12 protein-coding genes and 1 pseudogene are annotated in these 15,168 nt (G+C 63.7%); 6 read left to right on the top strand and 7 right to left on the bottom strand.

Translation table 11 applies throughout. The features are described 5' to 3' along the window. Positions 1 to 56: 56 nt before the first annotated feature. Positions 57 to 1,031 (top strand): bifunctional hydroxymethylpyrimidine kinase/phosphomethylpyrimidine kinase, encoded by a 975-nt coding sequence (gene thiD / locus ABLV49_RS04325; protein WP_349280355.1) that lies wholly within the window; start codon positions 57 to 59, stop codon positions 1,029 to 1,031. Then, the gene (gene hemL / locus ABLV49_RS04320) at positions 1,012 to 2,340 is read left to right on the top strand and encodes a glutamate-1-semialdehyde 2,1-aminomutase (protein WP_349280354.1); all 1,329 of its coding nucleotides are present in this window, start codon (positions 1,012 to 1,014) and stop codon (positions 2,338 to 2,340) included. Before thiD ends, hemL begins: the two co-directional genes overlap by 20 nt. Positions 2,341 to 2,699: 359 nt before the next feature. Here the strand turns inward: hemL and purH are convergent, their stop codons facing one another. From purH to dusB, 3 genes and pseudogenes are all read right to left on the bottom strand, one after another. Continuing rightward, the gene (gene purH, locus ABLV49_RS04315; RefSeq protein WP_349280353.1) at positions 2,700 to 4,298 is read right to left on the bottom strand and encodes a bifunctional phosphoribosylaminoimidazolecarboxamide formyltransferase/IMP cyclohydrolase; all 1,599 of its coding nucleotides are present in this window, start codon (positions 4,296 to 4,298) and stop codon (positions 2,700 to 2,702) included. 55 nt (positions 4,299 to 4,353) lie between these two features. Then, a pseudogene (locus ABLV49_RS04310) lies at positions 4,354 to 4,595 on the bottom strand (helix-turn-helix domain-containing protein). Then, positions 4,592 to 5,662: a tRNA dihydrouridine synthase DusB gene (dusB, locus tag ABLV49_RS04305; RefSeq protein ID WP_349280352.1), complete on the bottom strand. Its 1,071-nt coding sequence runs from the start codon at positions 5,660 to 5,662 to the stop codon at positions 4,592 to 4,594. The pseudogene ABLV49_RS04310 and the gene dusB overlap by 4 nt, the downstream one beginning before the upstream one ends. Before the next feature lie 141 nt (positions 5,663 to 5,803). On the opposite strand from dusB, the gene ABLV49_RS04300 reads away from it, so the two are divergent. Beyond that, positions 5,804 to 6,286, top strand: a complete 483-nt coding sequence (locus ABLV49_RS04300) for a YqaA family protein (RefSeq protein WP_349280351.1) — start codon at positions 5,804 to 5,806, stop codon at positions 6,284 to 6,286. On the opposite strand, the gene ABLV49_RS04295 is transcribed toward ABLV49_RS04300, so the two are convergent. The 4 genes from ABLV49_RS04295 to ABLV49_RS04280 form a co-directional block, all read right to left on the bottom strand. Beyond that, positions 6,283 to 7,038, bottom strand: coding sequence for an rRNA pseudouridine synthase (locus ABLV49_RS04295; protein ID WP_349280350.1), 756 nt, complete (start codon positions 7,036 to 7,038; stop codon positions 6,283 to 6,285). The genes ABLV49_RS04300 and ABLV49_RS04295 overlap by 4 nt on opposite strands. Before the next feature lie 154 nt (positions 7,039 to 7,192). After that, positions 7,193 to 8,284, bottom strand: a complete 1,092-nt coding sequence (gene ychF, locus ABLV49_RS04290) for a redox-regulated ATPase YchF (RefSeq protein WP_349280349.1) — start codon at positions 8,282 to 8,284, stop codon at positions 7,193 to 7,195. A 217-nt stretch (positions 8,285 to 8,501) separates the two neighbouring features. Further along, a complete protein-coding gene (locus tag ABLV49_RS04285) occupies positions 8,502 to 10,292 on the bottom strand; it encodes a SulP family inorganic anion transporter (protein ID WP_415838111.1) in 1,791 nt (596 codons plus the stop codon). Beyond that, positions 10,292 to 11,200, bottom strand: coding sequence for an MOSC domain-containing protein (locus ABLV49_RS04280; protein ID WP_349280348.1), 909 nt, complete (start codon positions 11,198 to 11,200; stop codon positions 10,292 to 10,294). Before ABLV49_RS04280 ends, ABLV49_RS04285 begins: the two co-directional genes overlap by 1 nt. Before the next feature lie 85 nt (positions 11,201 to 11,285). Here ABLV49_RS04280 and ABLV49_RS04275 point away from each other — a divergent pair, with 85 nt between their 5' ends. From ABLV49_RS04275 to ABLV49_RS04265, 3 genes are all read left to right on the top strand, one after another. Then, positions 11,286 to 12,395: an FAD-dependent monooxygenase gene (locus ABLV49_RS04275; RefSeq protein ID WP_349280347.1), complete on the top strand. Its 1,110-nt coding sequence runs from the start codon at positions 11,286 to 11,288 to the stop codon at positions 12,393 to 12,395. A 39-nt stretch (positions 12,396 to 12,434) separates the two neighbouring features. Then, positions 12,435 to 13,172: a DsbC family protein gene (locus tag ABLV49_RS04270; RefSeq protein WP_349280346.1), complete on the top strand. Its 738-nt coding sequence runs from the start codon at positions 12,435 to 12,437 to the stop codon at positions 13,170 to 13,172. Positions 13,173 to 13,313: 141 nt separating this feature from the next. Continuing rightward, positions 13,314 to 15,113, top strand: coding sequence for a M61 family metallopeptidase (locus ABLV49_RS04265; RefSeq protein ID WP_349280345.1), 1,800 nt, complete (start codon positions 13,314 to 13,316; stop codon positions 15,111 to 15,113). The last annotated feature ends 55 nt before the right edge of the window (positions 15,114 to 15,168 follow it).

Genomic DNA, 15,168 nt, shown 5'->3' with positions numbered 1-15,168 from the left:
CAACAATTGTATCGAGGCGGCGTTGCTAATTCGCGTACAAGGCAAAATCAAGGCCTATGGCAAACCCCCACACACCTCAACTGGACAGCCGGCAACTCCAGATCGAGGATAGCGATGCATCACCGGCATGCGTCATGACGTTCAATGCCAATGACCCGAGCGGCGCAGGCGGCCTCACGGCGGACATCACCGCCATCACCTCGGCAGGCGCTCATCCGCTGTCCGTCGTGACAGGCACCTATCTGCGTGACACGGCAGAGATTTTTGACCATCTCTCGTTCGACGATGACGCAGTTACCGAGCAGGCACGCGCCGCGCTGGAAGACATGCCGGTGTCAGCCATCAAGGTCGGCTTTGTCGGAAGTCCCGAGAACATCAGCACCATCGCCGAAATCGCCTCCGACTACTCGGACGTGCCGCTGGTGGCCTACATGCCCAGCCTGTCGTGGTGGGATGAAACCGAGATCGACAGCTACCTGGATGCTTTTCGTGAACTGATGCTGCCGCAGGTTACCCTCCTGATTGGCAACCACAGCACCTTGTGGCGCTGGCTGCTGCCAGACTGGTCCACTGAACGCAATCCGTCAGCCCGCGATATTGCCAAGGCTGCTGCCGGTCTGGGCGTACCCTACACGCTGGTCACGGGCATTCCGCTGCCTGACCAGTTCATTGACAATGTGCTGGCCACGCCGCAGGCGGTGCTGTACAGCGAAAAATTCGAACGCTTCGAAGCCGTCTTCGAAGGCGCCGGCGAAACCCTGTCGGCCGCCCTTTGCGCCTTGCTGGCCAATGGCCACGATCTGCAGGCAGCCACGGCCGAAGCGCTGACCTACCTGGACCACAGCCTGGACGCCGGCTTTCATCCGGGCATGGGCCACATCGTGCCGGACCGCCTGTTCTGGGCACAGGCCGAGGACGATGAAGCATCCGATGACGAAGCGGCCGATGCCGAACTCTCCGGCAACGACGATGCCGGCCTGACCTCCAAACCACCTTTTGAATTCCCCCCTAATGGAACAACCAAACACTAAGCCTGTCGCCCCCGCGACATCGCGCAACGCAACCCTGTTCGAACGCGCCCAAAAGCTGATCCCCGGCGGCGTCAATTCGCCGGTCCGCGCTTTCAAGGCGGTTGGCGGGACGCCGCGTTTTATCCAGCGCGCCCAGGGCGCCTATTTCTGGGATGCCGACGGCCAGCGCTACATCGACTACATCGGCTCCTGGGGGCCGATGATCCTGGGCCACGGCCATCCGGCGGTGGTGGAAGCCGTCCAGAAGGCCGTACTCGAAGGTTTTTCCTACGGCGCGCCGACCGAGCGCGAAGTGGAACTGGCCGAGGAAATCGTCAAGCTCGTGCCCTCCATCGAAATGGTGCGGCTGGTGAGTTCGGGCACCGAGGCGACGATGAGCGTGATCCGGCTGGCGCGCGGCGCGACCGGGCGCAGCAAGATCATCAAGTTCGAGGGCTGCTACCACGGCCACTCCGATGCGCTGCTGGTCAAGGCTGGCTCGGGCCTGGCCACCTTCGGCAGCCCGACCAGCGCGGGCGTTCCGCCCGAAGTGGTGCAGCACACGCTGGTGCTGGAATACAACCACATCGCCCAGCTGGAAGAAGCCTTTTCGCTGCACGGCAGGGACATTGCCTGCCTGATGATCGAGCCGATTGCCGGCAACATGAACTTCGTGCGCGCCAGCGTTCCGTTCATCAAGCGCTGCCGCGAACTGTGCACGCAATACGACGCGCTGCTGGTGTTTGACGAGGTGATGACGGGCTTTCGCGTGGCGCTGGGCGGCGCGCAAAGCGTTTATGCCCAGAGCATTCCCGGCTTCAAACCCGACATGACCGCGCTGGGCAAGGTGATTGGCGGCGGCATGCCGATGGCCGCTTTCGGCGGGACGCGCGCGGTGATGGAGCACCTGGCGCCTCTGGGCGGGGTCTATCAGGCCGGCACGCTGTCGGGCAACCCGGTGGCCACCGCCTGCGGCCTGGCCACGTTGCGGGAAATCCAGAAACCCGATTTTTACGATGCACTGGGCGCACGCACGCGCAGCCTGGTTGCAGGCCTGACGCAAGCCGCAACCCATGCGGGCGTGCCTTTTTGCGGCGACAGCGAAGGCGGCATGTTCGGCTTTTTCCTGCTGGGCACATTGCCGCAGAACTATCCCCAGGTCATGAAGACGGACAGTCCGGCCTTCAACCGCTTTTTCCACGCCATGCTCGACAGCGGCGTGTATTACGCCCCGGCGCTCTACGAAGCCGGCTTTGTCAGCGCAGCCCACACGGCCGAAGACATCGAAGCCACGGTGGAGGCGGCAACCCGGTTTTTCGCGGGCCGCTGAACGGGAGCGCAGGCTTGGGTGGAATCATGCAAACGCCTGAGCTTGCTATAAATACAGTAGCTGCTTGCGCATATCCACATTGCGCAAAAGGCTTATTTCTTATAAAAAAAGGTAACTACTAACCTGCTCCCGTTCCGTGCTCACCCTATATGAATCAACAACTTAGAGAGGATGAAGGCGAAAAATGCCCAAAAATTGGACATTTTTTCGTCTAAAACCATCCATTTTTAGCTACACAAGCTAAGGCAGCACTCGTAAGTCATTGATTTATATAGGGTGGAGGGTAGGTTAGTAGTTACAAAAAAAGCGGCCGAGGCCGCTTTTTTTGATTCCGGGCCAGCGATTCGCCGGCGCCAGGATCAGTGCCTGAAATGCCGCACGCCGCTCAACACCATCACCACGCCGCGCTCGTCGGCGGCGGCTATCACTTCCTGGTCGCGCATCGAGCCGCCGGGCTGAATCACGCAGCTCGCGCCCGCATCGACCACCACGTCGAGCCCGTCGCGGAACGGGAAGAAGGCATCGCTCGCCACGGCCGTGCCCGCCAGCGATAGCCCGGCATGCTGGGCCTTGATGCTGGCGATGCGGGCCGAGTCGAGGCGACTCATCTGGCCGGCGCCCACGCCCATGGTCATGCCACCGGCGCAAAACACGATGGCGTTGGACTTGACGTACTTGGCGACCTTCCAGGCGAACAGCAGATCCTGCAGCTGGGCCGGTGTCGGCTGCAGCTTGCTGACGACCTTCAGGTCAGCCAGGGCCAACTCGTGGTTGTCGGCGGTTTGCATCAGCAGGCCCGAGCCGACGCGCTTGACGTCGATCAGGTTGCGGCCCTGCTTCCAGGCGGTGTCACCGCCGGGCGGCAGGTCGATCTGCAGAATCCGCACGTTGACCTTGGTCTTGAAGACTTCCAGCGCCTCTGGCGTGAAGCTGGGCGCCATCAGCACTTCGACGAACTGCTTCGAAATCTGCAGCGCCGCGCGCTCGTCCAGCGGGCAGTTCAGCGCAATGATTCCGCCAAACGCCGAGGTCGGGTCGGTCTTGAAAGCCTTGCTGTAGGCTTCAAGCGCGTCCGCGCCCACGGCCACGCCGCAGGGATTCGCATGCTTGACGATGACGCAGGCCGCTTCGGTGAAGCTCTTGACGCATTCCCAGGCGGCGTCGGCGTCGGCGATGTTGTTGTATGACAGTTCCTTGCCCTGCAGCTGTTTGGCCGTGACCAGCGAGCCCGGCGCGGGGTAGAGGTCGCGGTACAGCGCGGCCTGCTGGTGCGAGTTTTCGCCATAGCGCAAGTCCTGCAGCTTGGTGAACTGGCTGTTGGACTGGCCAGGGAACAGCGCGCGCTCGGGCACATAGGCCGCCGAGAGCTTGTCCGCGTCAAACGCGACTGACGACAGGTAGTCGCTGATGGCGCCGTCGTACTGGCTGATGCGGTTGAACGCGGCCACCGACAGGGCAAATTTGGTGGCGTCGGTCAGCTTGCCGTCGGCGGTGAGTTCAGCCAGCACGCCGGCGTACTGCGACGCATCGGTCAGCACGCCGACATCTTTCCAGTTCTTGGCCGCCGAGCGCACCATCGCCGGGCCGCCGATGTCAATGTTTTCAATCGCGTCTTCGAGCGTGCAGCCGGGCTTGGCCACCGTGGCCTCGAACGGGTAGAGGTTGACCACCAAAAGGTCGATGGTGGCGATGCCGTGCGTTTCAAGCGCCGCCATGTGCTCGGGCAGGTCGCGCCGGGCCAGCAGGCCGCCATGGACTTTCGGGTGCAGCGTCTTGACACGGCCATCGAGCATTTCCGGAAAACCGGTGTGTTCCGCGACTTCGGTCACGGGCAAACCTGCGTCAAGCAAGAGTTTGGCGGTGCCGCCGGTGGACAGCAGCTTGATGCCCAACGCGTGCAGCGCCTGGGCAAATTCGAGGATGCCGGTTTTATCGGAAACGGAAATCAAGGCGTTCATGGGTGTCTTTATAGAAATGCGGGTTCAAATGTAAATAAATGAAGCGGGGTTCGAGTTATTTGATCAGCTTGTGCTCGACCAGCTTTTTGCGCAGGGTGTTGCGGTTCAGGCCCAGCCATTCGGCGGCGCGCGACTGGTGCACTTTTGCTCGGCATGCTGCATGACCACTTCCAGCAGCGGCTTTTCCACCACGCGGACCATCATGTCGTACATGCCATCGGGGGCGATGCCGTCCAGATCCCGGAAATAGCCTTCCAGGCTGTGACGGACGCATTCTTCGAGATTACTTTTGCTCATAGTGCAGCTTCCTCCTCATTTTTATCGTTGTTCATTCGTTCCTGTGCCGAGGCGCCATGGCCCTCTGTGCTGGCCGGGATGCGGTCCATCCGCTCACTTAAGGCCTCAAAATAGTCATTCACCGCCTCAAGCTGCGCCCGGCAATCCTCCAGCCCGTTCATCTGCCCGCGAAATGCTTCTCCGCCCGGCAGGGTCTTCACATACCAGCCAATATGCTTGCGCGCGGTGCGCACGCCGGTAAATTCACCGTACAGCGCGTAATGGTCAAGCAGATGGTCGAGCAGCAGGCGCTTGACATCGGCCACCAGGGGCGGCGCCAGGTGCGTGCCGGTGGTCATGAAATGTGTCAACTCGCGAAAAATCCAGGGCCGGCCCTGTGCGGCGCGGCCGATCATCAGCGCATCGGCGCCGGTGTAGACCAGCACGTCGCGGGCTTTTTCAGGGCTGTCGATGTCGCCATTGGCCACCACCGGAATCCGCAGCGCGGCCTTGACCTCGGCAATCGTGTCGTATTCGGCCAGACCCTTGTAGCCCTGCTCGCGTGTGCGGCCATGCACGGCCAGCATCTGAATGCCGGCGTTTTCGGCGGCGCGTGCAATGCTCAAGGCATTTTTGTGGCTTTGCGCCCAGCCGGTGCGCATCTTGAGCGTCACCGGAACGCCGTGCGGCAGGCAGGCAGCGACCACCGCCTCGATGATCTGCAGCGCCAGGGTTTCGTCCTGCATCAGCGCCGAACCAGCCCACTTGTTGCAGACCTTCTTGGCCGGGCAGCCCATGTTGATGTCGATGATCTGCGCGCCACGGTCCAGGTTGTAGGCGGCGGCTTCGGCCATCATCCGCGCATCGGTGCCGGCGATCTGCACGGCAATCGGCGCGGCTTCGCCTTCATGGTTGGCGCGGCGCGAGGTTTTGAGCGTGTCCCACAGGTCGCGGCGCGAAGTCACCATCTCGCTGACCGCATAGCCCGCCCCCAGCTTTTTGCACAGCTGGCGAAACGGCCGGTCCGTGACGCCGGCCATGGGCGCGACAAACACATTGTTTGCCAAAGCATAAGGACCGATGTTCATGGGGGAGTCAAAACCTGGGGTTGCCGAAAAAGGAGGCACGATTGTAGCTGCCCAAATTTTCAGCAATTGAATCTGGATGTGAATTTGTAAACGCCTGGCTGGCAAGGCGAAGGCACCCTGCTTGCCTATACTCAAGCCCCTATGGAAGCCTGGATACAACACCTGATCGAACTGCTGGCCCTGCCTGAATTTGGACTGAGCACGGTGTTCATCGTCTCCTTTATTTCAGCGACGCTGCTGCCGCTGGGCTCCGAGCCGGTGGTCTTCGGGCTGGTCAAGCTGAATCCGGCGATGTTCTGGCCGGCCGTCATGGTGGCCACCGCCGGCAACACGCTGGGCGGCGCACTTGACTGGTGGATAGGCTACGGCGCGCACAAGGTGGTCGATAAATATCCGCACTCAAGCCATCACGGCCGCGCCGTCCGGTGGCTTGAAAAACTCGGCCCCAAGGCCTGTTTGCTGGCCTGGCTGCCGGTCGTCGGCGACCCGCTGTGCGCCGTGGCCGGCTGGCTCAAGTTTCCGTTCTGGGCCTGCCTGGCCTACATGGCCATCGGCAAGTTCATGCGCTACTTCCTGATGACCGGCAGTTTGATCTGGGCGTTTCCGGGCGTGCTCGGGATTTAGAACCGCTCGTAGGGCATCAAATACCGCCACTGCCCCGGCTGCAGCTGGCTGAGCGGCATGCGGCCGACGCGCAGCCGCTTCATTGCTTCGATCTTGAGTCCGACGCTGTCGCACATGTAGGCAATCTGGCCCGGCACCTCGCCCTTGAGCGCAAAGCGCAGCCGGGTTTCGCTTTGCCAGCTGACCTTGGCCGGCGGCAGCAGCGCGCCCCGGTAGGTAAAGCCGTGGTCGATGCGGTTCAGGCGCTCCAGGCCGCCGGGCTTGATCTCGCCGCTGACCTCGACCACCACCTCATGCTCCAGCACCCGGGCGTCTTCGCGCAGCTTGCGCACGACGCGCCAGTCGCCGGAAAAGACCACCAGGCCGCTGGCCGCCGTGGCCAGCGGCGTGACCAGTTCCGAGCTGGAAAAATGCTTTTTCAGCGGCCGGATGCCCGAACGGTCGTCGGAGGCATGGTTGGCGGCCGTCAGCAACTGGGCGGCGGTCTTGCCGGCGGAGGCGGGGTTTGCGCCCGGCGCGTCACTCGCCTCGTAGCCCGCAGGCTTGTGCAACAAAATGGTCACCGGCGTCAGCGCCAGCAGGCTGGCGTCGGGCGACAGCACGATGGACTCGTTCTGGACGCGGAATTGGGGCTCTTCCACCACCACGCCATCGACAGTGACAAAGCCGCCCTCGATGTACTGTTCGGCCTCGCGGCGTGAGCAGGCCAGCATTTCGGCAAGGCGTTTGGCAAGTCGTACCGGTTCGGTCATGGCTGCATGCGTCCTGGTGAGTCCGGTTGAAATAAAACTTAACGCTATTAAATAAATAGCTGCTTGCGCCCGTGGCTATTGCGCAAACGGCCAATAAGGCTTAAAAAACGGGTCGGCGCCGGGGTTTTCCCCGCACCGCCCGCGAATTCAGGCTCTAGGAGCTGAACAGGAAGTTCATCACGTCGCCATCCTTGACCACGTATTCCTTGCCTTCGGCGCGCATCTTGCCGGCATCCTTGGCGCCCTGCTCACCCTTGAAGGCGATGAAGTCGTCAAACGCGATGGTCTGGGCGCGGATGTAGCCCTTCTCGAAATCGGTGTGGATCACGCCGGCGGCTTGCGGGCCGGTGTCGCCGACATGGATGGTCCAGGCGCGCACTTCCTTCACGCCGGCGGTGAAATAGGTTTGCAGGCCCAGCAGCTTGTAGGCGGCGCGGATTAGGCGGTTCAGGCCGGGTTCGGTCTGGCCGAGTTCTTCGAGGAACATCTGGCGGTCTTCGTCGCTCATCTCGGCCATCTCGGCTTCGAGCTTGGCGCTGATGGCTACCACCGGCGCGTTCTGCGATTCGGCGTAAGCGGTCAGGCGGTCGAGGAAGGGGTTGTTTTCGAAACCGTCCTCGGCCACGTTGGCGACAAACATCGCGGGCTTGGCGGTGATCAGGAAAAACTGCTGCAGCAGCGGCAGCTCGTCCTTGCTGAAATCGAGCGTGCGCACCGGCCGGGCTTCATTCAGCGCGGCCTGGCATTTCTCCAGGATGGCGACCAGCTTGGCCGATTCCTTGTCGCCCGAGCGCGCCAGCTTGCCCACGCGGTGCAGGGCTTTTTCAACCGCTGCCAGGTCGGCCAGGCACAGTTCGGTCTGGATGACCTCGATGTCGTCAATCGGATCAACCTTGCCGGCGACGTGGATCACGTTGTCGTCTTCAAAACAGCGCACCACGTTGACGATGGCGTCGGTTTCGCGGATGTGGGCCAGAAACTTGTTGCCCAGGCCTTCGCCGGTGCTGGCGCCGGCGACCAGGCCGGCGATATCGACGAACTCGACAATCGCGCGCTGCACCTTTTGCGGATTGACGATGGCTGACAGCGCATCGAGCCGCGCGTCAGGCACTTCGACGATGCCCACATTCGGCTCGATGGTGCAAAACGGATAGTTTTCCGCCGCGATGCCCGCTTTGGTCAACGCATTGAACAGGGTGGATTTTCCGACGTTAGGCAAGCCAACGATGCCGCACTTCAAACTCATCAATATTCCTTAGAAATCATTACTCCATTACCTCCGCCCGGCCCCAGGGGATGTCGTGGAGCGGCCCGACGTGGACCAGCAGGAGGCTTCAGGGCTGACAACAACCCCGTCCGGACCCTAAGCTTGCACCCGGCTTTGTACTGGGTTTTGTCCGGAAAGAACTCCGGCGATTGTAATGAGTCGCCAAGCCCGGGTTCACGGGGCGGGCCGCACCGATTCATCGGCTCCGGTCCTGCCGGTCCTCCCAGTCCACCCACGGCACCTGGGTGGCCTTGAGATAGCTGCTGACGGCCTGGCCCAGCGTGGCAAAGAAGCGCTGCTCGCCAAGCGTCGAGAACAGGCCGAAACGCTTGAGCTTGTCCTTGACCGGATCTTTCATTTCAGCAAAGCACAGCTCAATGCCGGCGGCGTGCAAGGTTTCATCGAGTTCTTCCAGCACGTCAGCGGCGGTGACATCCACGCTGGTGACCGGCTCCGCGCTGACGACCAGCCAGCGCACGGGCGTCGGCGACGCGGCCACGGCGCCCAGAACATGCTCCCGAAACAGCTCGGCGTTGGCGAAGAACAGCGGCGCATCCCAGCGGAACAGCACCAGCCCCGCAATGATGCGGGCGTCCGGGTAGCGGCTGATGTCGTGGTAGCCCTTGACGCCATCGACCCGGCCCAGCACCGCGAAGTGCGGGCGCCAGCCGTCCCACAGGAACTCGATGACGGCAATCACAATCGCTAGGCCTATGCCTTCGATGGCCCCGAGCACCGCCACGCCGGCCATGCAGACCATGGACAGCCAGAACTCCCAGCGCTGGATGCGGTAGATGCGGCGCAAGTCCTTGACCTCGATCAGTGCGATGGCCGAAGCAATCACCACGGCGGCCAGCGTGGCGGTGGGCAGGTTCCTGAGCAGGCTGGGCGCCACCATCAGCAGCCCGGCCACGGCGAGCGCCCCGACGATGCCCGCGAGCTGGGTCTTGGCCCCGGCCGCCTCGGCCACCGGTGTGCGCGAAGCACTCGCGCTGATCGGAAAGCCCTGGAAAATGCCCGCCGCCAGGTTCGCCATCCCCAGGCCCACCATTTCCTGATTCGGATCGACGAAGGCGCCAGCGCGTGCGGCGTACACGCGCGACAGCACGCTGGTGTCCGCAAAAGACACCAGCGCCACGGCCAGCCCGCCAAGCAGCACGGGAACGATGTCGTCCGAAGTGATCAAAGGGAAAGCCAGGGCGGGCAGGCCCTGGGGAAGCGAGCCGAGGACCGACACGCCCGCACGCGTGGCCAGGTCCAGCGCGGCGACCGTGACGGTCGCGCCCACCACGGCGATCAAAACGCCCGGCAGCCGTTTGCTGCGCTTGAGCCAAAAAATCACGGCCAGCGTGCCCGCGCCGAGCAGCAGCGCGGTCCAGTTGGTCTTGCCGGCGAGTACCGCCTCGCCAAACGCCAGGATTTTGTCCTGCAAGCCGTCGCCCTTGACCGAGAAACCGAACAGCGCAGGCAGCTGGCTGATCAGCACGGTCAGCGCGATGCCGTTCATGTAGCCGTAGCGGATCGGCTTGGAGAGCAGTTCGGTGACAAAACCCAGGCGCGCCGAGCCGGCCACGACGCACAAGGCGCCGGAAACCACGGCCATCATCCCCGCCAGCGCCAGCGCGCGCTGCGGATCACCCGCCGACAGCGGCAGCACGACGCCCAGGATGAGGGCCACGAGCGAAGAATCCGGGCCAAGCACAAGCACCCGGCTGGGGCCGAACAGCGCGTAGGCCAGCAGCCCGAAGATGGTCGCGTACAGACCCGAAATGGCCGGCAGGCCGGATGCAACCGCGTACGCAATGCCGACCGGCACCAGCACCGTGGTCAACACCAGGCCGGCCACGAGGTCATGGCGCAGCCAGGCCATCTCGTAGTGGCGCAAGGCCAGCAAGCCCGGCAGCCAGCGCATCCAGCCGCTCGCCGGTCCGGCGCGCGTCAAGCGAGCGGGTTCCGGCGGTGCGGACGGTGGGGTGGAATCGCTCATCAATCAAAACGGTAGCTGGCGCCGACGCTCTGGCCGACCCGGAGCAAATGGTCGATGCCCTGCAGCACGATGGCGTTCATGCCGAACGTCACCGCGCCGTTGACGCGCGCATCCTGGCGGTAGCCTTGCAGCAGGTCGCCGACCTCGGGGCTGCTGACGGCGGTGGCCGGGTCGATATTGGGAATCGGGCAGCGCGGACACGGCTTGACGGGCTTGAGCCGAACCGGGCCTTGCTCGGTGGCGATCTGCAGCAGGTCGAGCCGGTCTTCGTCGTGCGGCATCAACTCCAGCCCGCCCGCCGCGTCGCCCAGCACAATGTTGGGCCGAAAGCGCTCCATGCCGACGGCGGCAAAGCCCTGGGCGGCCAGCTTTGCATTGAACTGGACCAGCGACGCTTCGCTGATGACCAGCACCGGATAGCCGTCACTGAACTGGTTCAGTGCCTCAATGCCGCCGGTCCAGCTCAGATTGCTGATGCGTTTGTGCTCTGGGTCAAAGCGCACCAGCCGCGCCGGCACGCCCAGAAAATCGGTGAACCACTGCGCGGCCAGCGGCCCCATGTCGTAAGCCGCCACCTCGTCGCCCCAGACGCGCACCCGCGCTGGCGCCTCGACCTGGTCAAGCGCGATGTGCAGCGCCAGCATGCCGGGCGCGCGCAGGATCATCTCGAAGTGCTTGAGCTGCGGCTTGATGAGCGCCATGCGCGGCAGCTCGCGCTGGGTCAAAAAGCTGCCCTGGCCATCGACCACCATCCAGGCGCGGTCGAATTCCAGCCCGGTATCAAGCAGGATGGCTTGCTCCACCCGGATGCCGGCGCAGGACTTGACCGGATAGACATACAGCCGGGAAACGACTGCCGCCACATCGGAAGGCGCATCGGCCAGGGTTTCGTTTGATGAATCACTCACGTCTTGTCCTGTTCTTGTTGATGGGGATGAAGGAAACCCGGGGTTCCTCAAAATAAGGATTCTGCACTCCCTCCTAAAATGGCTCATGTCCAAAACCTTTGATGTCTGTATTCGCGGCGACGGCGTGGTGGGCCGCACCCTGGCCCTGCTGCTGGCGCGCGAGCGCCTGCGCGTGGCGCTGGTCACCCGGCCCCAGAAAACGCCGGCCGAACCGGCCACGGCCGATGTGCGCGCCTATGCCCTGAACAGCGCGTCGCGCAAAGTGCTGGAAGCCCTGCGCGTCTGGCCCGAGGCGCCGTTTGCCACGCCGGTCACCGAGATGCAGGTCTGGGGCGACGACGGCGGCCAGATTGACTTCACCGCCGGCAGCGTGGCGCAGGACGCGCTGGCCTGGATCGTCGATGTGCCCGCGCTGGAGCAGCAGCTGATCCAGGCGGTGCGCTACCAGCCGCAGATCGAGACCGTGGCGGCGCCGCCCAAGGCCGCGCTGACCGTGATCTGCGAAGGCAAGAAGAGCAGCAGCCGCGATGAGTTCGGCGTGCGCTGGACCGTCAAGCCCTATCCGCAAAAAGCCATTGCCGCCCGGCTTGATGCCGACCAGCCGCACCAGGGCGTGGCGCGCCAGTGGTTTGCGGGCGGCGACATCGTGGCGCTGCTGCCGCTGGGAGGCAGCGAAGGGAACTCTGTGGCGCTGGTCTGGTCTGTCTCTGTGGAGCGCGCCGAGGCGCTGGAGCAGATGCCGCCGGAAACATTCTGCGCCGCGCTGCAAGCGGTCTGCGGACTGGAAGCCGGCAGCCTGCGCTTGACCAGCGAGCGATCCAGCTGGCCGCTGGCGCTGTCCAACGCCGACCACTGGGTCGGCAGTGGCTGGGCGCTGGCGGGCGACGCGGCGCACACGGTGCATCCGCTGTCGGGCCAGGGCCTGAACCTGGGGCTGGCCGATGCGGCCTGTCTGGCCGGCGTGCTGGGGCAGCGCGAATACTGGCGCGCACTGGGCGATGAAAAATTATTGCGCCGCTATGAGCGGGCGCGCAAGGCCGATGTGGCCGCCATGGGCGCGGTGACCGACGGGCTGCACGGCCTGTTCGCCCAGACCGATGACCGCTGGCAGATGCTGCGCAACTGGGGCATGAAGGGGTTTGCGCGCAGCAGCCTGCTCAAGCGCTGGGTGACGCGGCAGGCCGCCGGCCTGTGATTTGAAATTGTCGAAATTTTGTTGAGAAACCGGAACACCATGAAACTATCTACATTGACCGCCGGCTTGAAGCAGGCCGGACTCGCCGGCCTGCTGGCCTGCACCCTGGGTTCGGCCTTTGCGCAGGAGGCGGTCATTCGCAAGAACCTGGCCGAACGGCTGCCAGCGCTTTCCAAGATCGACGAAGTCAGCAAGACGCCGATGAACGGACTGTATGAAATCCGCGTCAATGACAGCGACATTTTCTACACCGATGCCGAAGGGAACTTCCTGCTGCAGGGCAACCTGATCGACACCAAGGCCAAGCGCAACCTGACCGAGGAGCGCGTCGAAAAACTCAGCGCCATCGACTTTGCCGCCCTGCCACTCAAAGACGCCTTCACCCAGGTGCGCGGCAACGGCAAGCGCAAGCTGGCGGTGTTTGAAGACCCGAACTGCGGCTATTGCAAACGCTTCGAGCGCGACCTGCAAAAAGTGAACGATGTGACGATCCACACCTTCTTGATCCCCATCCTGAGCCCGGACTCGGTGGAAAAGTCGAAAAACATCTGGTGCGCCAAGGACAAGGGCAAGGCCTGGCTCGACTGGATGGTGCGCGACCAGGCCGCCGCCAAGGCCAGCTGCGACACGGCCGCGCTGGAGCGCAACCTGGCGTTCAGCAAGAAGTACAAGATCACCGGCACGCCGACGCTTTTCTTTGCCGACGGTACTCGGGTGCCCGGCGCCATCGGGGCCGAGCAGATCGAAAAAACGCTGGCCAGCGCCAAGGCCCCCTAAGTCCGCACCCGCCCTTGCGGCACGGCCATTTATGGGCAAATAATGCCTTTTGCGCAAGCAGGACGTGCGCATCTAGCTCCTTTTTTTATAGCAAAGCCGGAATCTGCTTTGCAGCCAGCCCGGCCTACTCTTTTTTCTTCAATGGCCACCTCTACCCGAAACACCCCTGCCCCGCTTCATTACCGCGTCGAGGTGGGCAACCTGCATGCCCACCTGTTTCGCATCACGCTGACGATTGCAAGCCCTGCGGCGCTGCAGCGGGTGTCGCTGCCGGTGTGGATACCGGGCAGCTACCTGGTGCGCGAGTTTTCAAAAAATTTGCAGGGCCTGCAGGCGCACCAGGGCAGCCGCAGCCCGGCGCCGCTGGCCGTGGAGCAGCTCGACAAATGCAGCTGGCAGATCGCCTGCTCGCCTGAAACGGCCCTGGTGCTGCGCTACGAGGTGTATGCGCACGACAATTCGGTGCGCACCGCCTGGCTGGACGCGAACCGGGGGTTTTTCAACGGCACCAGCGTCTGCCTCAAGGTCGAGGGCCAGGAGGCATTGCCGCATGTGCTGGAACTGCCTGCCTCGAAAGCCATGAGCGGCTGGTCGGTCGCCACCGGCTTGACGCCGCAAAAAATCGACAGCCAGGGTTTTGGCCGCTATGCAGCCGCCGATTACGACGAACTGGTTGATGCCCCGGTCGAAATGGGGCCGTTCTGGAGCGGCAGCTTTACCGCGCGCGGCGTGCCGCACCGTTTCGTGGTGGCGGGCGCGGCGGCCAGCTTTGACGGCGCGCGTCTGCTGGCCGACACGCAAAAGATCTGCGAGACCGAAATCCGCTTCTGGCACGGCAGCAAGAAGCCGCCCTTCACAAATTACCTGTTCATGCTCAACGCCGTGGACGACGGCTACGGCGGGCTGGAGCACCGCAACTCGACCGCGCTGATCTGCACCCGAAAAGACCTTCCGCGCCAGGGCGACCCCAAGACCTCCGACGGCTACGCCACGCTGCGCGGCCTCATCAGCCACGAGTATTTCCACACCTGGAACGTCAAGCGCCTGCGCCCGGCGGAGTTTGAAAGCTATCGCCATGACCGCGAGAACTACACCGAACTGCTGTGGTTTTTTGAAGGTTTCACCAGCTACTACGACGACTTGCTGCTGCGCCGCGCCGGGCTGGTGGACAACGCCGGCTACCTGAAGCTGCTGACCACCGCCATCAACCAGGTGCTGCAGGCGCCCGGCCGGCGGGTGCAGTCGGTGGCCGAGGCGAGTTTTGACGCCTGGGTCAAGTTCTACCGGCCCGATGAAAACACGCCCAACGCGACCATCAGCTACTACGCCAAGGGCGCGCTGGTGGCGCTCTGCCTGGACCTGACGCTGCGCAGCGAAGGCCGCACCACGCACGGCGCCACGCTCGACGATGCGATGCGCGCGCTTTGGAAGCGCTGCAAGGCCGGGGCCATGCGCGAGCTTGACGTGGCCGCCGTGCTGGAAACGCTGGGCCTGCGCTCCTTCGCGCCCGAGCTGGCCAGTTGGGTGCATGGCCGGGACGAGCTGCCGCTGAAGGAATTGCTGGAGCAGCATGGCGTGGCGGTGCTCGAAGAGCCGGCCCAGCTGGCGCAGCGGCTGGGCCTTCGGGTCACCGAAAACCACACCGTCCAGATCAAGACCGTGCTGCGCGGCGCAGCAGCCGAGCAGGCCGGCTTTTCGGCCGGCGACGAATGGCTGGGCCTGGAGCCGACCGGCAAGCTACAGGCGGGTGCGGGCTGGCGCATGAGCCGGCTGGATGATCTGACGCTTTACGCCGGCGATGCAAAAAAGGTCATCGCGCTGGTGTCGCGCGACAAACGGCTGATGCGGCTTGAATTGACCCTGCCGCCGCTGCTGACGACCTGGCGCCTGGCGGTCAAGAACGAGGCGCGCATCAACGAGTGGCTGGAGCCCAAAGCCTGAGCCCAGTGCGGCCCGCAGCCGCCGCTCAGGGGTGGAAAACGGCAATGAACATGGC

This window comes from Polaromonas hydrogenivorans, assembly GCF_040105105.1.
Lineage (GTDB): Bacteria > Pseudomonadota > Gammaproteobacteria > Burkholderiales > Burkholderiaceae_C > Polaromonas > Polaromonas hydrogenivorans.
The sequence above is the reverse complement of the archived record's forward strand: the minus strand, read 5'-3'. Positions and strand labels throughout refer to the sequence as shown.

Excerpts from the sequence above, each read along its gene's own strand:
- ABLV49_RS04270 (WP_349280346.1), top strand. The coding sequence starts at position 12,435 with ATGAAACTATCTACATTGACCGCCGGCTTGAAGCAGGCCGGACTCGCC.
- ABLV49_RS04295 (WP_349280350.1), bottom strand. The coding sequence starts at position 7,038 with ATGACCGAACCGGTACGACTTGCCAAACGCCTTGCCGAAATGCTGGCC.
- ychF (WP_349280349.1), bottom strand. The coding sequence starts at position 8,284 with ATGAGTTTGAAGTGCGGCATCGTTGGCTTGCCTAACGTCGGAAAATCC.
- dusB (WP_349280352.1), bottom strand. The coding sequence starts at position 5,662 with ATGAACATCGGTCCTTATGCTTTGGCAAACAATGTGTTTGTCGCGCCC.
- ABLV49_RS04300 (WP_349280351.1), top strand. The coding sequence starts at position 5,804 with ATGGAAGCCTGGATACAACACCTGATCGAACTGCTGGCCCTGCCTGAA.
- ABLV49_RS04265 (WP_349280345.1), top strand. The coding sequence starts at position 13,314 with ATGGCCACCTCTACCCGAAACACCCCTGCCCCGCTTCATTACCGCGTC.
- ABLV49_RS04285 (WP_415838111.1), bottom strand. The coding sequence starts at position 10,292 with ATGAGCGATTCCACCCCACCGTCCGCACCGCCGGAACCCGCTCGCTTG.
- purH (WP_349280353.1), bottom strand. The coding sequence starts at position 4,298 with ATGAACGCCTTGATTTCCGTTTCCGATAAAACCGGCATCCTCGAATTT.
- thiD (WP_349280355.1), top strand. The coding sequence starts at position 57 with ATGGCAAACCCCCACACACCTCAACTGGACAGCCGGCAACTCCAGATC.
- hemL (WP_349280354.1), top strand. The coding sequence starts at position 1,012 with ATGGAACAACCAAACACTAAGCCTGTCGCCCCCGCGACATCGCGCAAC.
- ABLV49_RS04275 (WP_349280347.1), top strand. The coding sequence starts at position 11,286 with ATGTCCAAAACCTTTGATGTCTGTATTCGCGGCGACGGCGTGGTGGGC.